The 21,168-nt window shown below is 65.1% G+C and carries 15 protein-coding genes; 4 read left to right on the forward strand and 11 right to left on the reverse strand.

Annotated features, from left to right (window positions below; all coding sequences use genetic code 11):
• Positions 1–5 precede the first annotated feature (5 nt).
• The 9 genes from ACP4XC_RS21785 to ACP4XC_RS21825 form a co-directional block, all read right to left on the reverse strand.
• Positions 6–2,069: a hypothetical protein gene (locus tag ACP4XC_RS21785; RefSeq protein ID WP_427172819.1), complete on the reverse strand. Its 2,064-nt coding sequence runs from the start codon at positions 2,067–2,069 to the stop codon at positions 6–8.
• A 55-nt stretch (positions 2,070–2,124) separates the two neighbouring features.
• Complete coding sequence (locus ACP4XC_RS21790; RefSeq protein WP_427172820.1) at positions 2,125–3,207, reverse strand: glycoside hydrolase family 130 protein; 1,083 nt, start codon at positions 3,205–3,207, stop codon at positions 2,125–2,127.
• Between the two features lie 3 nt (positions 3,208–3,210).
• Entirely contained in the window at positions 3,211–4,185 is a 975-nt protein-coding gene (locus tag ACP4XC_RS21795; RefSeq protein ID WP_427172821.1) for a carbohydrate ABC transporter permease, read from the reverse strand.
• Between the two features lies 1 nt (position 4,186).
• Complete coding sequence (locus ACP4XC_RS21800) at positions 4,187–5,152, reverse strand: carbohydrate ABC transporter permease (protein ID WP_427172822.1); 966 nt, start codon at positions 5,150–5,152, stop codon at positions 4,187–4,189.
• A 13-nt stretch (positions 5,153–5,165) separates the two neighbouring features.
• Complete coding sequence (locus tag ACP4XC_RS21805; protein ID WP_427172823.1) at positions 5,166–6,467, reverse strand: extracellular solute-binding protein; 1,302 nt, start codon at positions 6,465–6,467, stop codon at positions 5,166–5,168.
• Between the two features lie 83 nt (positions 6,468–6,550).
• Positions 6,551–7,573 (reverse strand): LacI family DNA-binding transcriptional regulator, encoded by a 1,023-nt coding sequence (locus tag ACP4XC_RS21810; protein ID WP_427172824.1) that lies wholly within the window; start codon positions 7,571–7,573, stop codon positions 6,551–6,553.
• A 179-nt stretch (positions 7,574–7,752) separates the two neighbouring features.
• Positions 7,753–8,742, reverse strand: coding sequence for an LLM class flavin-dependent oxidoreductase (locus tag ACP4XC_RS21815; RefSeq protein ID WP_427172825.1), 990 nt, complete (start codon positions 8,740–8,742; stop codon positions 7,753–7,755).
• 268 nt (positions 8,743–9,010) lie between these two features.
• Positions 9,011–11,335, reverse strand: a complete 2,325-nt coding sequence (locus ACP4XC_RS21820) for a PxKF domain-containing protein (protein ID WP_427172826.1) — start codon at positions 11,333–11,335, stop codon at positions 9,011–9,013.
• A 184-nt stretch (positions 11,336–11,519) separates the two neighbouring features.
• Entirely contained in the window at positions 11,520–12,317 is a 798-nt protein-coding gene (locus tag ACP4XC_RS21825) for a hypothetical protein (RefSeq protein WP_427172827.1), read from the reverse strand.
• Positions 12,318–12,416: 99 nt separating this feature from the next.
• On the opposite strand from ACP4XC_RS21825, the gene ACP4XC_RS21830 reads away from it, so the two are divergent.
• The 4 genes from ACP4XC_RS21830 (at position 12,417) to ACP4XC_RS21845 (ending at position 16,912) form a co-directional block, all read left to right on the forward strand.
• On the forward strand, positions 12,417–13,286 hold the full coding sequence (locus tag ACP4XC_RS21830) for an aldo/keto reductase (protein ID WP_427172828.1): 870 nt from the start codon (positions 12,417–12,419) through the stop codon (positions 13,284–13,286).
• A 67-nt stretch (positions 13,287–13,353) separates the two neighbouring features.
• Complete coding sequence (locus tag ACP4XC_RS21835; protein ID WP_427172829.1) at positions 13,354–14,055, forward strand: type 1 glutamine amidotransferase domain-containing protein; 702 nt, start codon at positions 13,354–13,356, stop codon at positions 14,053–14,055.
• A 50-nt stretch (positions 14,056–14,105) separates the two neighbouring features.
• Complete coding sequence (locus ACP4XC_RS21840; RefSeq protein WP_427172830.1) at positions 14,106–15,812, forward strand: helicase HerA-like domain-containing protein; 1,707 nt, start codon at positions 14,106–14,108, stop codon at positions 15,810–15,812.
• Positions 15,813–15,919: 107 nt separating this feature from the next.
• Complete coding sequence (locus tag ACP4XC_RS21845) at positions 15,920–16,912, forward strand: hypothetical protein (protein ID WP_427172831.1); 993 nt, start codon at positions 15,920–15,922, stop codon at positions 16,910–16,912.
• A gap of 103 nt (positions 16,913–17,015) precedes the next feature.
• Here ACP4XC_RS21845 and ACP4XC_RS21850 read toward each other — a convergent pair whose 3' ends face one another.
• Positions 17,016–18,977 (reverse strand): NHL domain-containing thioredoxin family protein, encoded by a 1,962-nt coding sequence (locus ACP4XC_RS21850; protein ID WP_427172832.1) that lies wholly within the window; start codon positions 18,975–18,977, stop codon positions 17,016–17,018.
• The gene (locus ACP4XC_RS21855; RefSeq protein WP_427172833.1) at positions 18,977–21,124 is read right to left on the reverse strand and encodes a cytochrome c oxidase assembly protein; all 2,148 of its coding nucleotides are present in this window, start codon (positions 21,122–21,124) and stop codon (positions 18,977–18,979) included. The genes ACP4XC_RS21850 and ACP4XC_RS21855 overlap by 1 nt, the downstream gene beginning before the upstream one ends.
• Between the last annotated feature and the right edge of the window lie 44 nt (positions 21,125–21,168).

The raw sequence follows: 21,168 nt of genomic DNA on the forward strand, positions 1-21,168 counted from the left end.
AAGTACTAGTTGCGGACCAGGGTCACCCAGGTGAACCCACCCGGGGCTACGGTGACTCGGCCGGACTGGTCTGCCCCGTTCTGGTCCGGGCCTGCCTTGATGGGCTGGCCCGAAGCATCAAAGGCCTGCTGGTTCAGATGGAAGCCTTGGGGCATGTCCACTTTTCGATCGATGCTTCCGGTGGCCGCGCTGATGTACAGGGTTGATGTGCCTCCGGAGCCGGAGACGGAAACCGAGGAAATCTGCGGCTGCAGCAGCACGCCGTCGATCGACACGTCGCTTCCGGCTTTCGCGACGACGCTGTCCGCTCCTGCCGGGAGGGCCCGGTCAAGGGAGAACGGGAAAAGCTTGCCAGGGGCTGCCGTGATGCCTTGTTCGCCAGCCCCGCCGTCGGGTGTGCTGCCGAGGAAAGTGCTCCCGGAAGACCATGACGTTGTTCCGGCGGCTTCCGGGCGCTGGTTCACGATCGGGTACGCATTGCGGGCCTGGTCCGAGGCGGGGACCGGGATCTTGACGGTGCCGCCTGCGTTGAGGGCGACGTAGGCACCGCCGGACCAGTTGGCCTCACCAGTCCAGGCGGAGGCAGGTTTGACGACGGCGCCGCCGGTGATGGTCCCGGATTCGGCTTCGGCCACCTTGAGTCCGTCCGTCCCCACGGTGGTGCTGATGCCCAAAGCCTTGGCCTTGAGCTCCGGGTTGGCGTCCAGGGCAAGCATCGAGAGCAGGGTGTGGATGGTGGATTCGGCCCCGGAGTTGGGGTTGACCCGGCCGTCGGTTTCGATGCCGTCGATGGCGGTGCCGGTCGCCGGATTGTAGGCGGGCTTTCCGCTGCGGTTGGCGCCAAAGTACCAGCCTGCCGCCACTGCTGCGACGTCGAGCAGGCCCGGAGCATCCGCTGCCTTGGCGGTTGCCACGAGTCCTTCAACCCGTGAGTCCACGCCGTAGGCTATCTGTGCCTCACCCGGGGTAGGGCTCCAGGCGTTGTCCGGTCCACCCGCGGCCAGGAGCTGCGGAGTGAATTGGGCGGAGTCCTTCACGGCCGCGGTCAGCAGGTCAGGGCGATGCAGCAACGGCGACGCGTTCGCGACGGCGGCCGCGGCCATTCCGCCCCACGCGTGCCACAGGGTTCTCGACTGGTTCCACGGAAGAATCGCGCCGAAGGGCCACTGCTGAACCGATCCCGAGGACATCGCGGCGATACCCTCGGTGAGCTCGCTCAGTGCGCCGGCCGCAGCGCCGTCGTCGGGCGCAGCCTTGGAGTAAGCGGCGAGTCCGAGAACGGCTTCGGCCGACGCATCCGCCCCTCCGGTGATCAGCCATGCAGGGACCTTGGCGCCGTCAGCAACGTCATATTTTCCGTACTTGGCAAGAGACTGCTTGTTCAGGGACGCGACGGCGAGGTCCATCCTGGCCTGCAGGAAGGAGGCAAACTGTGGGTCGGCTGATTTGAACGCGGCATACCCTTCCCCCAGCGCCCACACGGTCCGGGCAAGCCAGTACGACTCGGCTGAATCGCTGGGGTCCGGAAGTTCCACCGGTTTCGCACTAGGGGTGAGCGTGCCATCAGCCTGCTGCCAGAGAACCACGTTCCCGGCGTTGGGGCCCGAGGATGTCTGCAGGTATGTCAGTTCCCGCAGCACGTCGAAAGCGCGGTTGCGGCTTGAGGCATCCCCGGTCTGCTGCCAGTGGCGCAGGTACACGACCGCGGTGCGCGCAATGTCGTCCGCGTTGAAGGCGCCCTGGCTCCAGTAGCCGGTGGTGGGGTCCTTGGAACCTCCGCCAATTCGGGTGTAGGAGCCGTCGGGGTTCTTATTGGCGTATGTCCACGGTGCCTGTGCTGTGGGGTTTTCACCGATCTGGTATGTCGTGTGGCCATCCACGGCTTGGAGCGGGACGGCATCGAGCAGGAAATTCAGGTGCGAGAGATTGGTCAGTGGTGTCTGTGACTCAGCGGCCGGGGCCGGCTGCGTCGCGGACGCCACTCCTGCCCCGGTCAGCAGCATCGACAGTGCTGCAACGACTGCGACCGGGGCGGATTTCAGTCGTGCATGAACAGTGAGACGGGTCATGTCTAGCTCCTGTGGCGATGGGATGGGGCTGAGCTGCTTGCGGCGTGGTGCGGCCTTAGACGCGGTCCAGTTTGGCCACACCAATCTTCGAATCAGCCATGCCGTAAAAGACGAACAGTTGGCCGTCGATCTCTTCGATCGCGGTGGGGAACACGACGTTTGGAACGATGCCGGAGATTTCGTCCTCGGTTTCGGGCGCCAGGAGCGGCTTGTCGCTGCGGGCGATCACCTTGGAAGGGTCGTCGGCGTCGAGGATCATCGCGGCTGCGGTGTAGTTGACGTTCTGCTGGTGGTCAAAGGCTGACTTCTCCAGGACTCCGGACACGCCATGGTGGATCAGCAGCCAGCCTTCGTCCACGCGGATCGGGGCGGGGCCGCCGCCGATCTTGAGTTCCTCGAAGGGGAATTCGCTCAGGGCGACGAGGCGGTGCTTGGCCATGTGGACGAGGTCGCGGATGTCCTTTTCGACGTCGGCGGCGGCGACGTAGGAGATCCAGATGCCGGGGCGGTTGTCGGTGACACCGGCGGGCAGGTGCTCGCCTTCGCCTTCGCGGATCCATCCAAGGTCCCACATGGGGCGGTGCAGCATCGCATAGGAGGGGACGCCGTCGGGGTCGTTGACGGGCTCCGGGAAGAATACGGCGTCCTTGTTCGCGAACAGGTTCAGGTCCATGGAAAGATCGGCCTGGTATTCAAAATGGCACGGGCCCAGCCGTTCCCAGTTGCGCAGGTCCTCGGAGTAGGCGAAGGCCAGCCGCGGACCCAGCGGGCCGTAGGCCACGTAGGTCATCAGGTGCTTGCCGAGGCTGGGCACCCAGGTGGTGCGGGGGTCTTCGGTGCCGGCGTTGTTCAGTCCGCGCTCCCAGCCCTCGTCGGGGGCCAGGACGATGCCCTGGCGCTCGACGCCGGTGGGCACGCCGTCCTCGATGATGACCCTGGCCAGTCCCACCCGGGAGACGTTGCCCTTGGCCACGAGGCGCGGCAGCAGGTACAGCTCGCCGTCGGGTCCGCGGCCGCTGGCCGGGTTGAGGACGCCTTCGGCTTCGAACTCGTTGCCGGCCTCCGGGGTCATGATGACGCCGGCGCGGGTGAGGGTGAACGGGACGGTGGGCAGTGTGGAGGTCTCGGGGGAGGTCATAGATTAGCCCTTTACGCTTGAACCGATATTGGTGGAAATGAACTGGCGCTGGAAGAAAATGAAGAGTGCGACGGCGGGCGCCGCGAGGACGCACGCTCCCGCGAGGATGGCACCGAACGGGTTGGATGCCGTGGCGGCGATGTTTGAGATGTAATTCGCCAGGGAGACGGCGAGCGGCTGAATGGACTGGTCCTTGGTGACCAGGAACGGCCACAGGAACTCGTTCCACGGCCCAATGAAGGTCAGCAGCACGGCGGTGACAATGGCGGGCCGGACCAGGGGGATGGCGATCTGCCAGAGGATCCGCAGCTCTGAGGCACCGTCGATCCGGGCCGCCTCGAAGAGGGTCGACGGCAGCTGCATGAAGTACTGGCGGAAGACAAACACCGCTGTCGAGTTGATCGCGAACGGCAGGATCATGCCCAGGTACGTGTCCGCGAGCCCGTAGTCCCGCACGATCATGACGTACAGCGGGATGAGCAGAAGCTGGAACGGAATCATCTGTACCAGCAGCATCATGCCAAACACGAAACCCTTCCCGCGGAACTGCATCTGCGCCAGGGCGTAGCCCACCAGAAGACCGAACACCACGGTGAAGAAGATGACGCCGCCAGTGAAGATCCCCGAGTTGACCAGGCCCTTGAGCAGGTCAATGGAGTTGTTGATGTTCGCGTAGTTCTCGCCCGTGATGTTCGCGGGGTTGGGGAACGCCCCGGCCACCGAGGTGTCCGGTGAGGTCTGGAGCGAGCCGATGAACATGTAGTAGAAGGGGAACAGGAACACGAAGGCGCCGGCGGCCAGCAGCACAAAGCTGCCCGCGCCGAGGTTCTTGCGCTTCTCCACCCCGGAGGCTTCCTCGGAAGCGGCGCGGCGGGCGGAACGGACGCCACCGCCCGAAGAAGGGGCGTCCGGGTGTCCGGCGTCGTCATTCCGTTCGTTTTCATTGTTGGCGGCGGTTGCCGCATCGATGATCGACATCTCAGTCCTCCTTCCCGCCCACGAGGCGTTTCTGGATCAGGGCAATCAGCAGGACGCCGATCACCAGCACCACGCCCAGCGCGGCGGCCACGTCCGGGTTTCCCTGCAGGATGCCCTTCTGGTACATCAGGAACACCGGCGACGTCGATGCGCCGTCCGGACCGCCTCCGCCGGTAAGCAGGTACGGCTCGGTGAACAGGTTCGCACCGGTGATGGTGGCAAGCAGGGTGACCAGCACGCTGGCTGAGCGCACGCCCGGAACGGTGATGTTCCAGAACTGGACCCACTTGTTGCCGCCGTCCACCGAGGCGGACTCGTACAGCTCATCCGGGATGTTCTGCAGCGCGGCCAGGTAGAGCAGGATGAAGAACCCCAACTGCTTCCAGGTCACATAGAGCGCCACCGTGGGCATCGCGAGCCAGGAGTTGGTCAGCCACGAGGGATTCGGGGCCAGCGGCCCCAGGAGTGCGTTGACGAGTCCGTTCTGCTGAAACAGGAACAGCCAGACGCCGACGACGGCGACGCTCGCCGTGACGTACGGGACGTAGTAACTGACCCGGAAGAAGGTCTTCAGCCTGGTCACGCGGTTGAGGGCGTTGGCCAGGATCAGAGACAGTCCCACGGTCAGCGGGACGTTGATGACCAGGAACACGCCGATATTGGCAAAGGAGCGCTGCACTTCCGGATCCGACAAGACGGTGATGTAGTTCTCCAGTCCCACAAAGGGCCGGTCGACCTGGACGCCGGGAGCGGTGAAGAAGAACTGGTGGAACGAGATGTACACGGCGTACCCGAGCGGGTAGGCCAGCACGGCCAGGACATATATGACATACGGGGCACTGAACAGCAGTCCCAGCGGCTGGCGGCCCAGGAGGTTCTTCCGTTTCCTGGGCGCCGGCTGCCGGTCCCGCCCAGGCCCGGCAGCGCCCGTTGTTGCCGGGCCGCCGTCAGCTGAGCGAAGTGACATGGGAAGTCCCCTGCTACTTCTGGGCTGCCAGTTGGTTGACCTTCTCAGATGCTCCCTTGAACGCGTCATCGATGCCCTGGTTGCCGAAGATCACTGACTTGCCCCACGCGTCGCGGAAGGTCTGCCAGATCTGGACCGAGTTGGATACGTTGGGAACCTCCACGGTGCGGCCGGCCTGGTCAGCGAACTGCTTGTAGGCGGGGTTCTTGCTGAAGTAGTCGGCGTAGGCAGTGGTCAGGTCCTTGCGCATCGGCATCTGGCCGGTTGCGGAGAGAAGCTTGCCGTCCTGCTCCTTGCTCGTGGCGAACTTCATGACCTCCCAGGCCGTGCCCTGGTTCTTGCAGGCGGAGTACATGGCCACGTTCTTGGCATCGGAGAAGGTGGAGCCTGCGCTCTGGGCCTGGGCGCCAGGGACCGGGACCGTACCCCAGTTGACCTTGCCCTTGTACGCGGCGACAGCCCACGGGCCGGCCAGCGACATGCCGGCCTTGCCCTCGGCAAAGGAGTCACCCTTATAGGCTTCCTTGGAGGCAAGATTCTCCTTGTAAAGGGTCTGGAACATGGTGGCGACCTGCTTGCCCTGCTCGCTGTCGAAGGTGGCCTTGCCATCCTTGAGCAGCGTTGTGCCGCCGGAGTTGGCAGCATAGAACGGGTAGAAGTCGAACCAGGACTGGTAAAAGTCACTGGCGGGAGAAGGCCACACGGCATTGGCGACTGCGCCGGACTTCACCAGGGTGCGCGCCGTGTCCAGGAACTCGGCTTGCGTGGCCATCTTCGGCTTCTCCGGATCAAGCCCGGCCTTAGCGAAGACGTCCTTGTTGTAGAACAGGACCACCGGGTTGGACTTCCACGGCAACTGGTACATCTTGCCGTCTGAGGACTTGTACTGGTCCGCAAGGTCACCGGTGCGGTCCTTGATGTACTGGGCACCGTCCGGGAACGAATCCAGCGCCACCAAACCGCCCTGCTTCTGGAACTGCGGCACCGCCACGGGAGCGGTGTTGAAGACCAGGCACGGGGCGTTGCCGGCGGTGATGGCAGCCCCGATGACCTCCTCGGAGCTCTTGCCGGCCGGGATCTCCTGGGCGTCGACCTGCTGGTCCGGGTGGGCCGCGTTCCAGGCCGCCACCATGTCCTTGCCCCACTTCACCTCGAACTCATTGTTGGAGTACCAGATCTTGATGGGACCCTTGGCCGTGGTGGCCGACGCCGCGGTAGTCCCACCTGCTCCCCCGCCGCAGGCAGCCAGGCCGGCTCCCATGATGGTCAGGGCGGCCACGGACAGTACGCGCGTGGCAGTGGTAAAGCGCTTCATTGCGACTCCTATTTGGGAGAACCGGGGTTCTGTGAGGTTGGGATTTAAGGAAAATTGGGGAGGTCCTGCGCGGCTGGCCAGGACTACTGCGTTGACGGTGCCGGTCCGGTGGATGCCCTGACAAGTAACCGCGGGGCTTGCAGATCGGTGTCCCCGCCGCTGTGTACGCCGGCGAGCTGGTTGAGCAGCACCTGGGCCGCCACCCGGCCCCAGAGCATGGGGTCGGTGGAGATGGTGGTCAGTGGCGGGTTGAGGTACTGCGTGAAGTCGGCATTGTCGTAGCCCACCACTGAGAGGTCCTGCGGCACGCGCAGCCCCAGCGATTGCGCGTAGGACTGGCCGGCGGTGGCCATCAGATCATTGGCGAAGACGATGGCCGTGGGCCGCTCCGCTGCGCGAAGGAGCTCCGCGGTGGCCGCGACGCCGCCGGCAGCGGTGAAGTCAGCCTCCGCGAAGAGGTCCGTACGGAGCCCGGCCTTGGTAAGCGCGGCTTCCCAGGCCCGGCGCCGGCTCCGGCCATGGATGTATTCCTGGCCGCCGCCCACATGCGCAATCCGGGTGTGTCCCAGCGAAACCAGGTGCTCCACTGCGGCCGTGACTCCAGCGCAGTCATCCATGGAGACGGCAGGGAACGGTGAAGCGGCGTCGGGACGGTTCAGCGTGACGGCGGGGAGGCTAAGCTCCTGCAGCAGCGGGATGCGGGAGTCGTCCTGGCGGACGTCCGTGAGGATGAATCCATCAACCCGGCCGTTGTCCGCCAGCTTGCGGTAGCAGCGCTCCTCCGCTCCGGTGCCGGTGGCGACGCTGAGCACCAGCGTGTAGTCGTGTTCCGCGAGCGCGGTTTCGATGCCGGCAATGAAGGCTGGGAAGAAAGGGTCTGTGCCAAGCAGGGAAGGGTCCCTCGCCACCACGAGCCCCAGGGCATAAGCTTTGGCCGAGGAGAGTCCCTTTGCCCGGAGGCTGGGTTTCCAGCCGAGGTCCTTGGCCACCTGGAGGATACGCTCGCGGGTGCCGTCGCTGACGCCGGGTTGGCCATTGAGCGCGTAGGAGACAGCACCCTTGCTCACGCCTGCCGCGTGGGCTACGTCGCTGATGGTGACTGCCATGGGGCCTTCCCTTCTTGGTGACGGCTCCGTGATCTAGCTCACTGAACCGGTTCAGTAACCACTACTAAACCGGTTCAGTTGCGCCCTGTCAAGGGGGCTGCCAGAAAAGGCAACGGGAGCCGCTCGGCGATGGGCCGCGCGGCTCCCGGGTTTGGGGGCGCCTGGAACTTTAGATGGCGTTACACGCGGGCCAGTCCGGCCGCAGCGGCGAGTAGCTCCACGGAACGGAGGCGGGCGTCAGTGGCCGTGCTCTGGTGCGCCACAATCAGCTCGTCGGCATCCGCGTGGGCGGTGAACTCCTCAAGGTAGTCCATCACCACATCGGGCGTTCCGATGGCCGAGTACTTGACCATCCGGGACACGTGCTGGCCCTGCGGAGAATCCAGGATCATATCCGCCTCGTCATCCGAGAACACCCGGCCGTTGCCGAAGAACAGGGAAACACGGGCCCGTTTGGTGGCTTGGAACATTTCCTGCGCCTCGGACGTGGAGTCCGCGGCGATGACGTTTACCCCGGCGATGACGTGCGGCGCCTCAAGCTGGGCGGACGGCCGGAATTCGCGGCGGTAAATTGCCACGGCGTCCTGAAGGGCATCGGGAGCGAAGTGTGAGGCGAAGGCGTACGGCAGACCGAGCTGGGCCGCCAGCCGGGCCCCGAAGAGAGAGGAGCCCAGGATGTATAGCGGCACATTGGTACCCTTGCCGGGGGTCGCCTCCACTCCCTGGATCCGGGTGGGGCCGGTCAGGTACCCCTGCAGTTCCAAGACATCCTGCGGAAAACTGTCGGCGGACATCGGGTCGCGGCGCAGCGCACGCATGGTGTTCTGGTCGCTGCCCGGAGCGCGGCCAAGGCCCAGGTCGATCCGTCCAGGGTGCAGGGTTTCCAAGGTGCCGAATTGCTCGGCGATGGTCAGCGGGGAGTGGTTGGGCAGCATCACCCCGCCGGCGCCAAGCCTGATGCTGTTGGTATGGGCGGCCACATGGGCGATCAGCACACTGGTGGCGGACGAGGCGATGGAGGACATGTTGTGGTGTTCGGCGTACCAGACGCGGCGGTAACCCAGTTCCTCGGCCCGCTGCGCCATGGCCACGCTGCCGGCGAAACTTTCCGCCGCCGTCTGGCCCTTACCGATGGTGGCCAGATCAAGGATGGAGAACGGAACAGTCACGGGGAAGCCGGCCTTTCGTAGCGGAGCGTTGGCGTGGCCCACTTGGCTAGCGGCGTAGGCACTCTTTCGTCAACGACGGCAGGGGCCGGGTTATTTCGACCTTGCCTTATTTCTGCTGGGGCCTGTCCGGCCGGCGCATGTTTCCAGCCTGGCGAGGAGCGCCTGATTCGCCCGAAAAATGGGGAAGGGGCCTGCCTGAGGCAGGTCCCTTCCCGTTTAAACTCGCCTATGCTGTTCAGCTTTGCCGCACGGCACTGCGGCCCCTGCTTTACTTCAGTTTGAAATTGGCGTCGATGTGGGAACCGTCCGCCGCAGTCATGGTGAGCTGGAAGCACGAGCCGGGCATGTTCGGCGTCTTCCAGTTATAGATGTACTGGCCACCGGTGGAGTCGTAGCGCAGCGAGGTGTTGCCGGTGGCGGTGATGTCGATGCTGTCCTGCACCGCCAGCAAACTGCACTGGATCGGCCGGACCCCCATGCTCACGACGCTGGTGTCTGTCAGTTCCGTGGCACCGGCGAACAGCTCAAACTTTGCCGGAACGGTACTTCCGGCCTTGACCGTGTTGAGGACTCCGCCCATGTCGATGGGCTGGTAGAAGCCTTTGGGGGTCCAGGCATTCACGGTGTAGGTCTGGGTGGCCACCGACGTACGCCCCGCGTTGTCCTTTGCGGTGGCGGTCAACGTGTGCGTGCCCACCCCCGGCGCATAGCCTGTCACCGTGCAGCTGGCCGGTCCGGAGTCCGTATCGGTCGAGGTGCAGGTGGGCTGTGTGCCCAGCGACCCGTAGTAGGCGTCAGCCAGCACGGAGTCGAAGGTGGCAACGGGATTCGTCAGGTCAATCTTGAAGGCATCGCTGGAAACGGCCCCTTCCGGCGTTGTGTTGTCCGCGTCATCGGTAAAGGCCGGGCTGCCGATAGTTATGCCTGCGCCTTCCCCGGCCGAAGCAGCGGTCTTGGTTGCCGACAGCGGGCCTGAAAGCTGGTCTGTCCCGGTAAACGTCGCCGTGACCGGGCTTATGTACCAACCGTTCTCGCCCATGGTCCCGGCCAGCCCGTTAAAGGCGACCTCCGGGGCAGTGAGGTCGATCTTGAACGAGGCGGAAGGAGTTCCGGACGTTGTTGCGTTGCCGGCCAGGTCTTCGAACACAGGGCTGCCAACCACTACGGCGCTCCCCTCGCCGTCGGAGGTGATGGTTTGCTCCGCCGATGCCGGACCGGAGAGTGCGTCCGTGCCGGTGAAGGTTGCCGTGACAGGAGCGTTGTACCAACCTTTGGCATTGGGATCCCGGTCCGCCTTCGTGTACTTGACCACGGGAGCCGTGGCGTCGATGTTGAAGGACTGGAACGCGGCACCGAGGGCTGAGGCGTTTCCGGCGGCGTCGGTGAACACCGGGCTTCTGACCCCGATGTTCAGCCCCTCGGCCCCCGCAGCGGTCGATGCGGTCTGGGTCGCCGAGGCCGGCCCTGACGTCGCGTCAGTACCCGTGAACGTTGCCGTCACCGGGCCCCTGAACCAGCCATTGTTGCCGACGGGTCCCTCGGCGCCTGTGTAACTCACGTCCGGTGCGGTGGCATCAAGGCCCACCGGAACGGTGTCCTTGGAGGCTGAACCGCCGGCGCTGGTCGCGGAACAGGTGTAGGTGGTCTTCACCTGATCTGCCGAAATGGCGCGGTCCTCGCATCCTGTGGTGGACACAGAACCCGGGGACTCAGTGTCCGTCACCGTCCAGCTGAGGACCACCGGCACGGTGAACCAGTCACTGAGGCCATTGGGTGTTCCGGGCTTCAGGGAGTAGGTGATCTGGGGACCGCTGGGGTCCGTGATGCTGTAGGTAACGGATCCGCTGGCGGTCAGTCCCCCGCGGTCCGTGTAAGTGCAGCTGGCGGTCTGCTGGCCGATGCCGTCGGAGGCGTAGGGCCCGGAGACGGCGCTGAGCGTTGCCGGAGCCGTGCTGTTTCCATCCTCGGCGTCAACGACGTTGCAGGACGCGGCAGGGACGGATCCCTTGGCGTAGGACCCGCCCGTGGCCACTCCCCCAACCGTGACGGAGGGTGCCGTGTTCGAGGGGGCGGGCGCCACCACGTTGACGGTGAAAGTCGCTGGCGTGAGGTCGAATGATCCGCCGCTGGTGTTGGCCGTGGCGGCGGCACTAACCGTTGCAGTCCCCGCGGCAAGCGGCGTGACTGTCAGAGTCTTGGAGTCACCGCAGCTGGTGAACGTCACGGACGAGGGGCTAACGGTGGCCGCGGCAGGGTTGCTTGAGGCGAGGCTGAGGGTCAGAATGGTGCCCCCTGTCAGATTGCAGCCACTTTTCCCGTCGCCATTTGTGGGTGACAGCGCCAGCGTTGTAGTGCCGGCGGCGCCGCCCGCGTTCAATGGCATGACTTCGGCCACGGAGTCCACGGTCACATCAAGGGTGTTGTAGATAACGTCCGCCCGCGCCACCCCCGCCCCGGCGAGGATGAGACCGCCGGCGGCGGCAACGGCCAGGACCCTCCTGCCTGCCTGTCCGGCAGTGACAGCGAAGAGCAGACCTTCTCTTCGCTGGTTGTTTGGCCCGGATTTGGGCTTCTTCCGATCTGAACGTGTCATTGCAGCGCCTCCCTCGCAACAATGCGGCCACCGTTGGCCGCACATGTAACCCCGATGCTAGGGGCGCGCCTTCACGAGCACACCAGTGGACTCCACTCTACTTTTGGGCTCGTTATACCTGTTTTCTCACGAGGTACTCAGTTCTTCACTTAGGTAAATTCAGCTCTCTTCTGTATCACCAGAATCAGGGACACGCGTAGTCGTGGTCCAAACCGCCGGAAATAAACTGGGTCACGGAAACCCGGCTTCCGGGCGTTAGCCCGGCAAGTGAGCAGTTACTTTTGGCCCCCTTCAGCGACCGGGCACCCGCAAGCCAGCTTGGCAACCCGGCCAGCTCGCTCTCCGACGGCACGGCGCCGGCGACCTGCCCCCACTGGGAGCCGGTCGAATAAATGCCCACTTCGGCGTTGATGCTTGTGAAGTAGGCGGCCATGCCCTCAAGGTCGGCAACGTTGGCAGCTTTGTCGGTCTGCCAACTGTTTCCGGTCTCCACGTCGAGCCACCAGAACTGGCCGCCGGGATTGTCCACACCCCGGAGATTGGCGTCGTCATAAGCCTTCGCGTAGCCGTACATGTAGGAGCAGGCCCTGAAGTCTCCGCTGGCGCAGTCGCCGTAGGGGTTCTCCACCACAACGTCCATGTAAGTGTTCGACGTGGGCCACCAGGAGCCTGCCGTCCCGGGGTTAGCGGTGTTCACATAAAGGGCAGCCGCAGGTTGGCTTGTGGTGCCCGTTGAGTTTGCCGCCCAGGCCAGCTGATCCGCGAGGCAGGGATTCGTGGTGTTCGCCAGGCCGTTGTTGACCCCCACGATGGCAAACGCGGGTTTATCCGGAAGTGCCTTGCCGCACTGCGGCCAGGAGACGTCGACGCCGACCGGTTCGGACGGGCGGGGTGGCCCTGCCGCGGCCGGGGAACTGCCCAGAAGGGCGAGCGCGCCCGCGGTGGCGAGGGACAAAACCAGCTTCAACATCGATGCGGCCATGCCCAAGTCTAAGGGCGGGAGGCCCGGCGAGGCCTGGAAATCCACTTCGTGGCGCCGGTCGAATGGAATACACAGCAGGCTTAGGGAGTTGCCGCCCTTATGAGCCACGACAAACCACAGCATCCGGAACCATCACCCACGATCGATCTGAAGGACTTGGGAACTGTCCATCGCCTCGGCTTTGGCGCAATGCGCATCGTCGGGGACGGCGTCTGGGGCGAGCCGGCGGATAGAGTGGCCGCCATCGCCGTCGTGCGGCGTGCGGTGGAGCTCGGCGTGGACTTCATTGACACCGCCGATTCGTATGGGCCCAACATCAGCGAGGAGATCCTGGCTGAGGCTCTCCACCCATACAAGGCCGGGCTGAAGATCGCCACCAAGGTCGGCTTTGCCCGTACCGGTCCCAACGCATGGGTTCCTCTGGGCCGCGCCGAATACCTGCGTCAGCAGACCGAGCTGAGCCTCCGCAAGCTCAAGGTCGACTCCCTGGATCTCCTGCAGCTGCACCGGATCGATCCCAAGGTGGACCCGGAAGAGCAGTTCACAGTTCTCCGGGATCTGCAGAAAGAGGGCAAGGTCAAGGCGCTCGGCCTGTCCCAGGTCAGCGTGGCCGAACTCGAGGAAGCCGGGAGGTACTTCACCGTCTCCACCGTACAGAACCGCTATAACCTCACCGACCGCAGCTCCGAGGACGTCCTCAACTACGCTGAGGCGAACGGCATCGGATTCATCCCTTGGGCGCCGATTTCCGCTGGTGAGCTGGCACAGCCAGGCGGCCCGCTGGATGAGGCAGCCAAGCGGCTGGGCGCCGCAACCTCGCAGGTGGCCTTGGCGTGGCTCTTGCGCCGTTCGCCCGTCATGATGCCGATTCCCGGAACCGGCTCCGTCAAGCACCTCGAGCAGAACCTGGGAGCGGCCGGCGTGATACTCGACGACGACACGTATGCGGAGCTCGAAGCGGCGCACTGAACCCTTCCGCCTCACCACCAACCCGACCCCGCAGGCCCGGAAGGGCCGGCAAGACAGGAGCAACAACATGGCTAACATTCTGATGGTCGTTTCCGCAGCCGATTCCCTCACCATGAGGGACGGCGGCGAACACCCCACCGGCTACTGGGCAGAGGAACTTGTGGTTTCGCACCAGACCCTGCGCGACGCCGGGCACACCGTCCACATCGCTACTCCGGGCGGCGTGAAGCCCACCGTGGATCAGGTGAGCCTCACGGCCGAATCGGCCGGGAGCCAGGAACGTGCGGACAGCTTCCGGGAGTATATCGCTTCGATCGATGCCGAACTGGCCTCGCCGCTGACGCTGGCCGACGTGGACGCCTCGGCGTACGACGCCGTCGTGATGTCCGGCGGCCACGGGCCCATGACCGACCTTTACAAGGACCCCGATCTGGGCCGGCTGCTCATCTCAACCGACAAGGGCGGCAAGGTTATTGCGCCGTTCTGCCACGGCCCGGCGGCCCTGCTCAGCGCGGTCGGCGACGACGGCACGTTCGCCTTCGCGGGGCGCCGCCTCACCGTTTTCACGAACGAGGAAGAGCTTAATGGCGGCACGGGGCCCAATACTCCCTGGTTCGTCGAGGATGCACTGAAGGAAAAGGGCGCCCTCGTCGAAAACGCAGCCGCCTGGAGCTCAAACGTGGTCCGCGACGGCAACCTCATCACGGGGCAAAACCCCCAGTCCAGCGAGGCCGTGGCCAAGGAAGTCATCAAGGCACTCACCAAATAGCAGTGGCCCAAGCCGGGTCCGGACCGGCCGGACCCGGCTAAGCTAACCGCATGGCCATCAAATCCACGGCGGATAAAGTCGCCACCATCCAGAAGGGCTACACGCTGGAAGGCGCCACAATTGAGCTGGGAGCCGCCATAGTCGACGGCGAACTCCACAAGGATGCCCCCGTCAGGCTGCCGCTGGCCATGATGAACCGCCACGGTCTCGTGGCCGGCGCAACGGGGACGGGAAAGACCGTCACCCTCCACATGATGGCCGAGCAGCTCTCCACCGCAGGGGTCCCCGTCTTCCTGGCGGACATCAAGGGCGACCTGTCCGGGCTCGCCATGGCCGCTACGGGCAGCGAGAAGCTGCTGGCACGGACCCAGAGCATCGGGCAGCCCTGGACCGGCAAGACATTTCCGGTGGAGTTCCTGGCCCTGGGCGGCGATGGCAACGGCATCCCCGTGCGCGCCACCATCACATCGTTCGGACCCATCCTGCTTTCCCGCATTATGGAGCTCAACGAAACGCAGGAGTCCAGTCTCCAGCTCGTCTTCCACTTCGCGGACAAAAACAATCTTGAATTGATCGACCTAAAGGATCTGCGCGCCGTTATATCGTTTCTTACCTCGGAGGAAGGCAAGGACGCCCTTGAGGAGCTGGGCGGCCTGTCCAAGGCCACCGCCGGGGTGATTCTCCGCGAGTTGGTGACTCTTGAAGCCCAGGGCATGGAGATGTTCTTCGGGGAACCCGAGTTCGACACTGCCGAACTGCTGCGCACGGCCCCCGACGGCCGCGGCGTGGTCACCTGCCTTGAATTGCCAACCCTGCAGACGAAGCCCATGTTGTTCTCCACATTCCTGATGTGGCTGCTGGCCGACCTTTTTGAGGACCTGCCCGAAGCCGGGGACCTGGACAAGCCCAAGCTTGTATTCTTCCTGGACGAGGCCCACCTGCTGTTCAATGGCGCTTCCAAGGCCTTCCTGGCAGCCATCACCACCACCGTGCGCCTGATCCGGTCTAAGGGCGTGGGCATCTTTTTCGTGACGCAGACTCCCAAGGACGTTCCGGCCGATGTTCTGGGCCAGCTCGCCAACCGCATTCAGCACGCTCTCCGCGCGTTTACCCCGGAGGACGCCAAGGCGCTAAAAGCCACCGTCTCCACCTTCCCCATCAGCGACTACGACCTCGAGGAGACGCTGACCTCTGCCGGAATCGGCGAAGCGGTGATTACCGTCATGAACGAAAAAGGCGCCCCGACGCCGGTTGCCCTAACGCGCCTCCGCGCTCCGGAATCAGTGATGGGGCCCAGTCCGGAAGCGTTGGTCAAGAAAACCGTGGCCGGATCTGCCCTGCTCGCCAAATACGGCACCGCGGTAGAGAACGTCTCCGCGTATGAGAAATTATCCGGCAAGGGCGCGGCGCACAGCGGCGCGGCAGCCCCCGGTCGGCCTCCGGTCCCCGGGGGCGGCGGCACGGAAACGGGTGTGGACCAAGATGCCGTTGACGCCGATGCCCGGCGCATCGAGGAGGAGATCCTGGGACGGCCCAGCAGCCGCCCCGCCTCGGCATCCGAACGGCACCGGACGCCGGAGCGAACGGCACCCGAACCGCGTCAGGGCGCCGGGGCCGGAATGGCAGGCGAGTTGGCCGACGCCCTGGGCGGGGCGCTTGGCGGCGGACTCAAAAGCATGGCCCGCTCCCTTGGCACCCAGCTGGGCCGCGAGCTTTTGCGCGGAGTATTCGGGACCTCGTCCCGGCGGCGCCGCTAGGAGCTGGGTCCCGGCGTCGGGCTGCTCCGCTGCGGCAGGTTCAGGTCGCGGGCACGGCGTCCACACCCGCATCCAGGCGCCTTGCCGGTAACGTAAGGTCCGTGCAGATGAGTCAAGCCTTGGTAAGGACCGCAGCCGGATGGCTGTTGGGCCTGATGCTTGCCGTCGCCGCATCCGTGGTGGCAGTGAACCTGGTGAACAGTTCCGTGGCGAGTCCGGAGCAGCCGGTTCGGGAGTATCTCGACGCCCTGCAAAAGGGTGAGGGAGAAAAGGCGCTCGGTCTCTTGCGAGCTTCCGTTCCCGAGAGCAACGCCGCCATGCTCGATGGAACGGCACTCCAGACGGCGGCGTCCCGGATCGCGAACGTGCATTTCGGCGATACCGAGGAGCGCCCCGGCAACCAGGTGATGGTCCCCATGGACTACACCATCGACGGCAGCAAGCTGCACACCGAGTTCCTGCTGGAGAAGACCGGAACCGAATGGCTTTTCTTCAACAAATGGGCTTTCGTCCCCGCTTCCCTGCCTGTGCTGGAGGTCACCGTGGTCAATTCCAACGAGGCCACTTTGAACGGCGTGCCGGTGAACATGCCCAACGGACGCAACTCCTTCGCGGTCTTCTATCCCGGCGAATACGAGGCCAGCCTTAACGGCCAGTACTTTGCGGCGCCTGCCACCCGGGCAACCGTATCCAGCCGCGATACGCCCACCGCGCCACTGAGCCTGCTGACCCAGGCCACGAGCGGCCTGAAGGACGCCGTAGGGGGCAAAATCAAGGAATTCCTCGATTCCTGCGCGGCCCAGGCCAACAAGCAGCAGCGGCTCCAACCGGACTGCCCCTTTTACCACGCCACAAACAACCGCGTGGTTGATGGCACCATCGACTGGACCATCACGGAATACCCCGCCATCAGCATCGAACCGTTCGGGGGACGCTGGGTGGTGGCTCCACTGGACGGCAAAGCCCGGATCAAAGCCCGCCAAGTCGACCTCTTCACGGGCGCCGTCAGCGATCTCAACGTCATCCACGACTTCAGCTTCACCACGCGCCTGGACGTGAACGGCGACACCATCAAGGTGACCCCGCTCCTGAGCTACTAGCCCGTACCGCCGCACGGGCGCCCGTGCGGGCGGCCGTGCGGGCGGCATGCCCTTGGTGGCTTCCCGGGAGGTACGTGGCCGCCCCGAAAACCAACGTGCACGGTCAGTCCATTCCGCGCAGGTCCAGCACCAGCTCACGGTCTCCGTCCGCCTGCAGAAGCACCGGGATGCCCCAGTCCTGCTGGTACAGGTGGCAGGCGGCGTGGTCGGGGATCTCGCCGTCGGCCGTTTCCGGTCCGTCACAGGCTGCAGCGCGGGCCGTAATGTGCAGCACGCCTTCCGGGACATCGGAGGCAAGCTCAAGTGAGCGCAGCAGGCCCACCGACGTGCCGCCGCCACTGACCAGGAGTTCCGGCGGCGTCGAGGAGATCTTCAGCTGCGTGGGGTCGCCCCAGCGGTCATCGAGCTTTTGGCCGGTGGGCGCCGTGAAACGAACGGTGAGCTCCAGCAGGCCGGGCGCCACGGGGCTCTTGGGCCTGTGCGTCTGCACCGCGCCCTCGTCCACCTGCTGCGCCTCCTTGGGGATAGGCACGTACACCAGCTGGTGCTTGTTCGCTTCCACCACCACCAGCAGCGGCTCCGAACCGGCCACCTGCGTGTGGTCCACGATCACGTCCGACGGCTCGGAAAGTCCACGGGCCAGGGTGGAAACAGTGCCTGAAGCGGGGTCATAACGCCGGACCGCGCCGTTGTAGGTGTCGGCGACGGCCACCGAGCCGTCCGGCAGGACTGTCACGCCAAGGGGGTGCTGCAGGCGGGCCTGGGAGGCCTTCCCGTCGCGGAAGCCAAAGTCGAACAGGCCCTTGCCGACGGCGGTCTCCACGGTGACGGTTCCGCCGTCGCCGACCACGAGCTTGCGCAGCGCTGAAGTTTCGGAGTCGGCCACCCAGATGTTGCCCTCAGCGTCCTCGGCGAGACCGGAGGACTGGGCGAACCAGGCTTCGGCGGCCGGCCCATCCAACAGCCCCTCAAGCCCGTTGCCGGCAATGATGGACACCGCTCCCGAAAGAGGACTGAAGCTGAAGATCTGGTGCACGCCGGCCATGGCCACCACCACGGCATTGAGTTTGGTGGACCACACAACGTCCCACGGGGAGCTCAGCGCTACGTCCAGTGGATTATCCTCCAGCCGGCCGCCGAAGGCTGCGCCTTCCTCGTTCACGCGTGCCGGTCCAACCTCAAGCAGACGTTGCACGCCGTTGCCCACGAGAGTGGTCACGGTTCCGTCGTCGAGCGAGAGTCCGCGGAGGCGGTGGTTGACGGAGTCGGCAATCACGACGTCGTAACCGGCCTCGGCCGCGACGTCTTCGGGCAGGAGGACCAGGCCTTGGGGCTCGTTGAACCGGGCCGACGCTGCGTTTCCGTCGATGTGGCCCTTTTCGCCGGAGCCATATGTCGCCAGGACAGTCGTGAAGTCGGTGGACAATTCCACGAGGCGGTGGTGGCCGGTATCGGTGACCAGCCAGGAACCCGCTGCGGCCGCACTGCCGACGCCGCGGCCGCTGGGCAGATACAGGGCCTTGCCCGGGAACCGAAGCGTGCCGGACGTCGCCTCCGGTGCCACGTACGGCCCGTCGCCGCGGTGCAGAGTGCCCTTGGCCTCGTGCTCGGCGATCAGCTCGGGAATGAGCACAGCCAGGCCGTCTGCATGGCCCTCGCCGGAGAGGTGGGCCACGATGTACCCTTCGGGGTCGATGACCACGAGGGTGGGCCACGCGCGGGCCGTGTAGGCCTTCCAGGTTTCAAGCTCCGGGTCATCCAGCACGGGGTGGCGGATCTCGTACCGTTCCACGGCGGCGGCAAGAGCCACGGGGTCGGCCTCGTGCTCAAACTTGGGCGAGTGCACGCCCACGGTGACCAGGACATCGGAGTATTCCTGCTCGAGGGGCCGCAGTTCGTCCAGGACGTGAAGGCAGTTGATGCAGCAGAAGGTCCAGAAATCCAAGAGCACGATCTTGCCGCGGAGGGATTCCAGATCCAGGGACTTGCCGCCGGTGTTGAGCCAGTTACGGCCCACCAGTTCGGAGGCTCGGACCCGGAGGTGGGTGCGTACGGTTTCGCTCATCAGCGTCCTTCCAGCTTTGAGTTGCGTTCTGCCAGCTTGGCATCGCGTTCGGCCAGCTTGGCAAACATATCGTTGTAAGCGGTGAGATCGGCGTCGTTATTCCTGTCAGCCGCCCGGTCGGTGCGGCGCGATTCACGGTCATCGGAACGGGACCACATGATGGCGACGCCGATTGCCACCAGCAGAGTGGGCACCTCGCCGATCCCCCAAGCCACCGCACCGCCCATCTGCTGGTCCAGCAATGCCGGGGGGCCCCAGGTGCGGCCAAGGTTGCCGAAGTAGTCGGCGGCCAGAAGTCCCGTGCCGCCCATGATCGACACACCGAAGAAGGCATGGAACCCCATGGTGGCCAGCAGCAGGAGCAGGCGCATGGGGTAGGGGGCACGGCGTGGGAGCGGATCCGTGCCAAGCATGGTTAACACGAAGATGTATCCCGTCAGGGCGAAGTGCAGGTTCATCAGTTCGTGGCCCACGTGGTCCCGCATGGCGTAGCCAAAGGCGTCCGAGTAGTAGAACAGTACAATCGAGCCGGCGAAGTTCGCGGCGGCGAAGAGCGGATGCGTCACCAGCTGGGAGAACTTCGAGTGCACGAATATCAGTAGCCATTCGCGAAGGCCGCGGGAGCCGTCGCCCCGGGCGGGCAGTGCCCGCAGGGCAAGCGTCGCGGGGGCGCCAAGCACCAGGAAGATGGGCGCCACCATGGTGAGTGCCATGTGGTCCACCATGTGGGCCGAGAACAGCACACGGCCGTACACTGACGGCGGACCCGAGGTGACGTAGGTGAGGACCACAAGCCCGATAAGCCAGTTGGCCGTGCGGAATAGAGACCATTGGTCGCCGCGCTGCCGGACTTTGACCACGCCGCGGATGTAGGCCACAAGGCCAAAGAGCGCCACCGCGACCCAGAGCCAGTCCAAGCGCCATTCGGTGAGCCACCGTTCGGGGGTCAGCTCCGGAGGCAGCTCGTAGCCCGACAGGATGAAGGCTGGCGAGGCATCAGGGGCAAACGTGGTGGGTTGCGGCGGAGCCGAGCGGCCCAGTGCCACGGCGATTCCCGACGTGGCGCCCATAATCAGCAGTTCCGCCACCACAAGCTGCCACAGCACCCGTCGCGACGAAACAGCGGCGCCGTTGCGTCCGAGCTGCGGAATGACCCACTGCCGGTGCATCAGGCCGATGCCGCCGAGGACCAGAGCGGCGGCGGACTTCGCGAGGACCAGCTGGCCGTAGGGCGAACCAACCAGATCGCCGAAGCTGGTGATCCGGATGCTGGCATTGATGATCCCGGAGGCGAACACCAGAACAAAAGCGAAGCCGGCGAGGGACGAAAACCGGCGGAGGGTCGGCTCTGTGATGTCAGACTTGCCTGCCACTTTGGCGCCCGTCAGGGTGCCGGACAACAGCGCCAGCATGATTATTCCGCCAACCCAGGCCGAGACCCCAAGCAGGTGCAGCGCCAGCGAATTGATGGCTCCCTCGTGGTCGCTGGAGCTGGAGGAGTGGCCGATCAAGGCGATAGGAACCATTCCCACGATCGCCAGTATCAGTGTCGCGGCCAGGCCGCCGAGGGAGCGGACGCCGAACAGCGCCGTAGTGACCACCGCGGCTGCGATCGTGACTGTGAGCCACGCCCGGCCGGTATCGATGTCGGTCATGAAATACACCAGCGCCCGGGTGAATTCAGCGTCACCCGCCAGCGACTGGCCAGCGACGTCGGCATAGGTCAGGATCAGCACCGCGATCGCGGAAAGCGTCCAGGCAACCCCTGCCGCCGCGGCTACGGCAAGCGACCGGGCAAAGGCCGGGTGTTCGCCTGAATTGTTGTCCTTGGCCCTTGAACCGTTGATGTTCCGGGGCAGGATGGCGACGGCGAAGATGAGAGCGCCAATCACCGTCGCCAGGGACACGTTGTGGATAGCCTTGCTGATGGGCAGTCCCCAGCGCACCAGGGCTCCCGGATCGGAAACCTGACGGGCGGCCGCTGCACCGGAGAAGAGGAGGGCCGCTGCCAGCCCAAGAAAGAGCGCGGCGAGGCCGGCAATCTGCCACAGCTTGGAGACTCCAGCAGCCCCATTCAACCCACCGGGCGTTCCCGGGGTGGGGCTGGGCTGCGGGACTTTAGGGCGGGATTTTGCGGCTGAGGGCACCTGTCCATTGTCCGCTAAGGGTGGCCCTGTCGCGAATCGGCTGG

Origin of the sequence: Arthrobacter sp. 92, assembly GCF_050260325.1 — a bacterium.
In the GTDB taxonomy this organism is placed as follows: Bacteria; Actinomycetota; Actinomycetes; order Actinomycetales; family Micrococcaceae; genus Arthrobacter.

What these genes read in the sequence shown, in the direction of transcription:
- ACP4XC_RS21845 (WP_427172831.1), top strand. Translation starts at nt 15,920, where the DNA reads ATGAGTCAAGCCTTGGTAAGGACCGCAGCCGGATGGCTGTTGGGCCTG.
- ACP4XC_RS21840 (WP_427172830.1), top strand. Translation starts at nt 14,106, where the DNA reads ATGGCCATCAAATCCACGGCGGATAAAGTCGCCACCATCCAGAAGGGC.
- ACP4XC_RS21800 (WP_427172822.1), bottom strand. Translation starts at nt 5,152, where the DNA reads ATGTCACTTCGCTCAGCTGACGGCGGCCCGGCAACAACGGGCGCTGCC.
- ACP4XC_RS21835 (WP_427172829.1), top strand. Translation starts at nt 13,354, where the DNA reads ATGGCTAACATTCTGATGGTCGTTTCCGCAGCCGATTCCCTCACCATG.
- ACP4XC_RS21805 (WP_427172823.1), bottom strand. Translation starts at nt 6,467, where the DNA reads ATGAAGCGCTTTACCACTGCCACGCGCGTACTGTCCGTGGCCGCCCTG.
- ACP4XC_RS21825 (WP_427172827.1), bottom strand. Translation starts at nt 12,317, where the DNA reads ATGGCCGCATCGATGTTGAAGCTGGTTTTGTCCCTCGCCACCGCGGGC.
- ACP4XC_RS21850 (WP_427172832.1), bottom strand. Translation starts at nt 18,977, where the DNA reads ATGAGCGAAACCGTACGCACCCACCTCCGGGTCCGAGCCTCCGAACTG.
- ACP4XC_RS21830 (WP_427172828.1), top strand. Translation starts at nt 12,417, where the DNA reads ATGAGCCACGACAAACCACAGCATCCGGAACCATCACCCACGATCGAT.
- ACP4XC_RS21820 (WP_427172826.1), bottom strand. Translation starts at nt 11,335, where the DNA reads ATGACACGTTCAGATCGGAAGAAGCCCAAATCCGGGCCAAACAACCAG.
- ACP4XC_RS21790 (WP_427172820.1), bottom strand. Translation starts at nt 3,207, where the DNA reads ATGACCTCCCCCGAGACCTCCACACTGCCCACCGTCCCGTTCACCCTC.
- ACP4XC_RS21795 (WP_427172821.1), bottom strand. Translation starts at nt 4,185, where the DNA reads ATGTCGATCATCGATGCGGCAACCGCCGCCAACAATGAAAACGAACGG.
- ACP4XC_RS21785 (WP_427172819.1), bottom strand. Translation starts at nt 2,069, where the DNA reads ATGACCCGTCTCACTGTTCATGCACGACTGAAATCCGCCCCGGTCGCA.
- ACP4XC_RS21810 (WP_427172824.1), bottom strand. Translation starts at nt 7,573, where the DNA reads ATGGCAGTCACCATCAGCGACGTAGCCCACGCGGCAGGCGTGAGCAAG.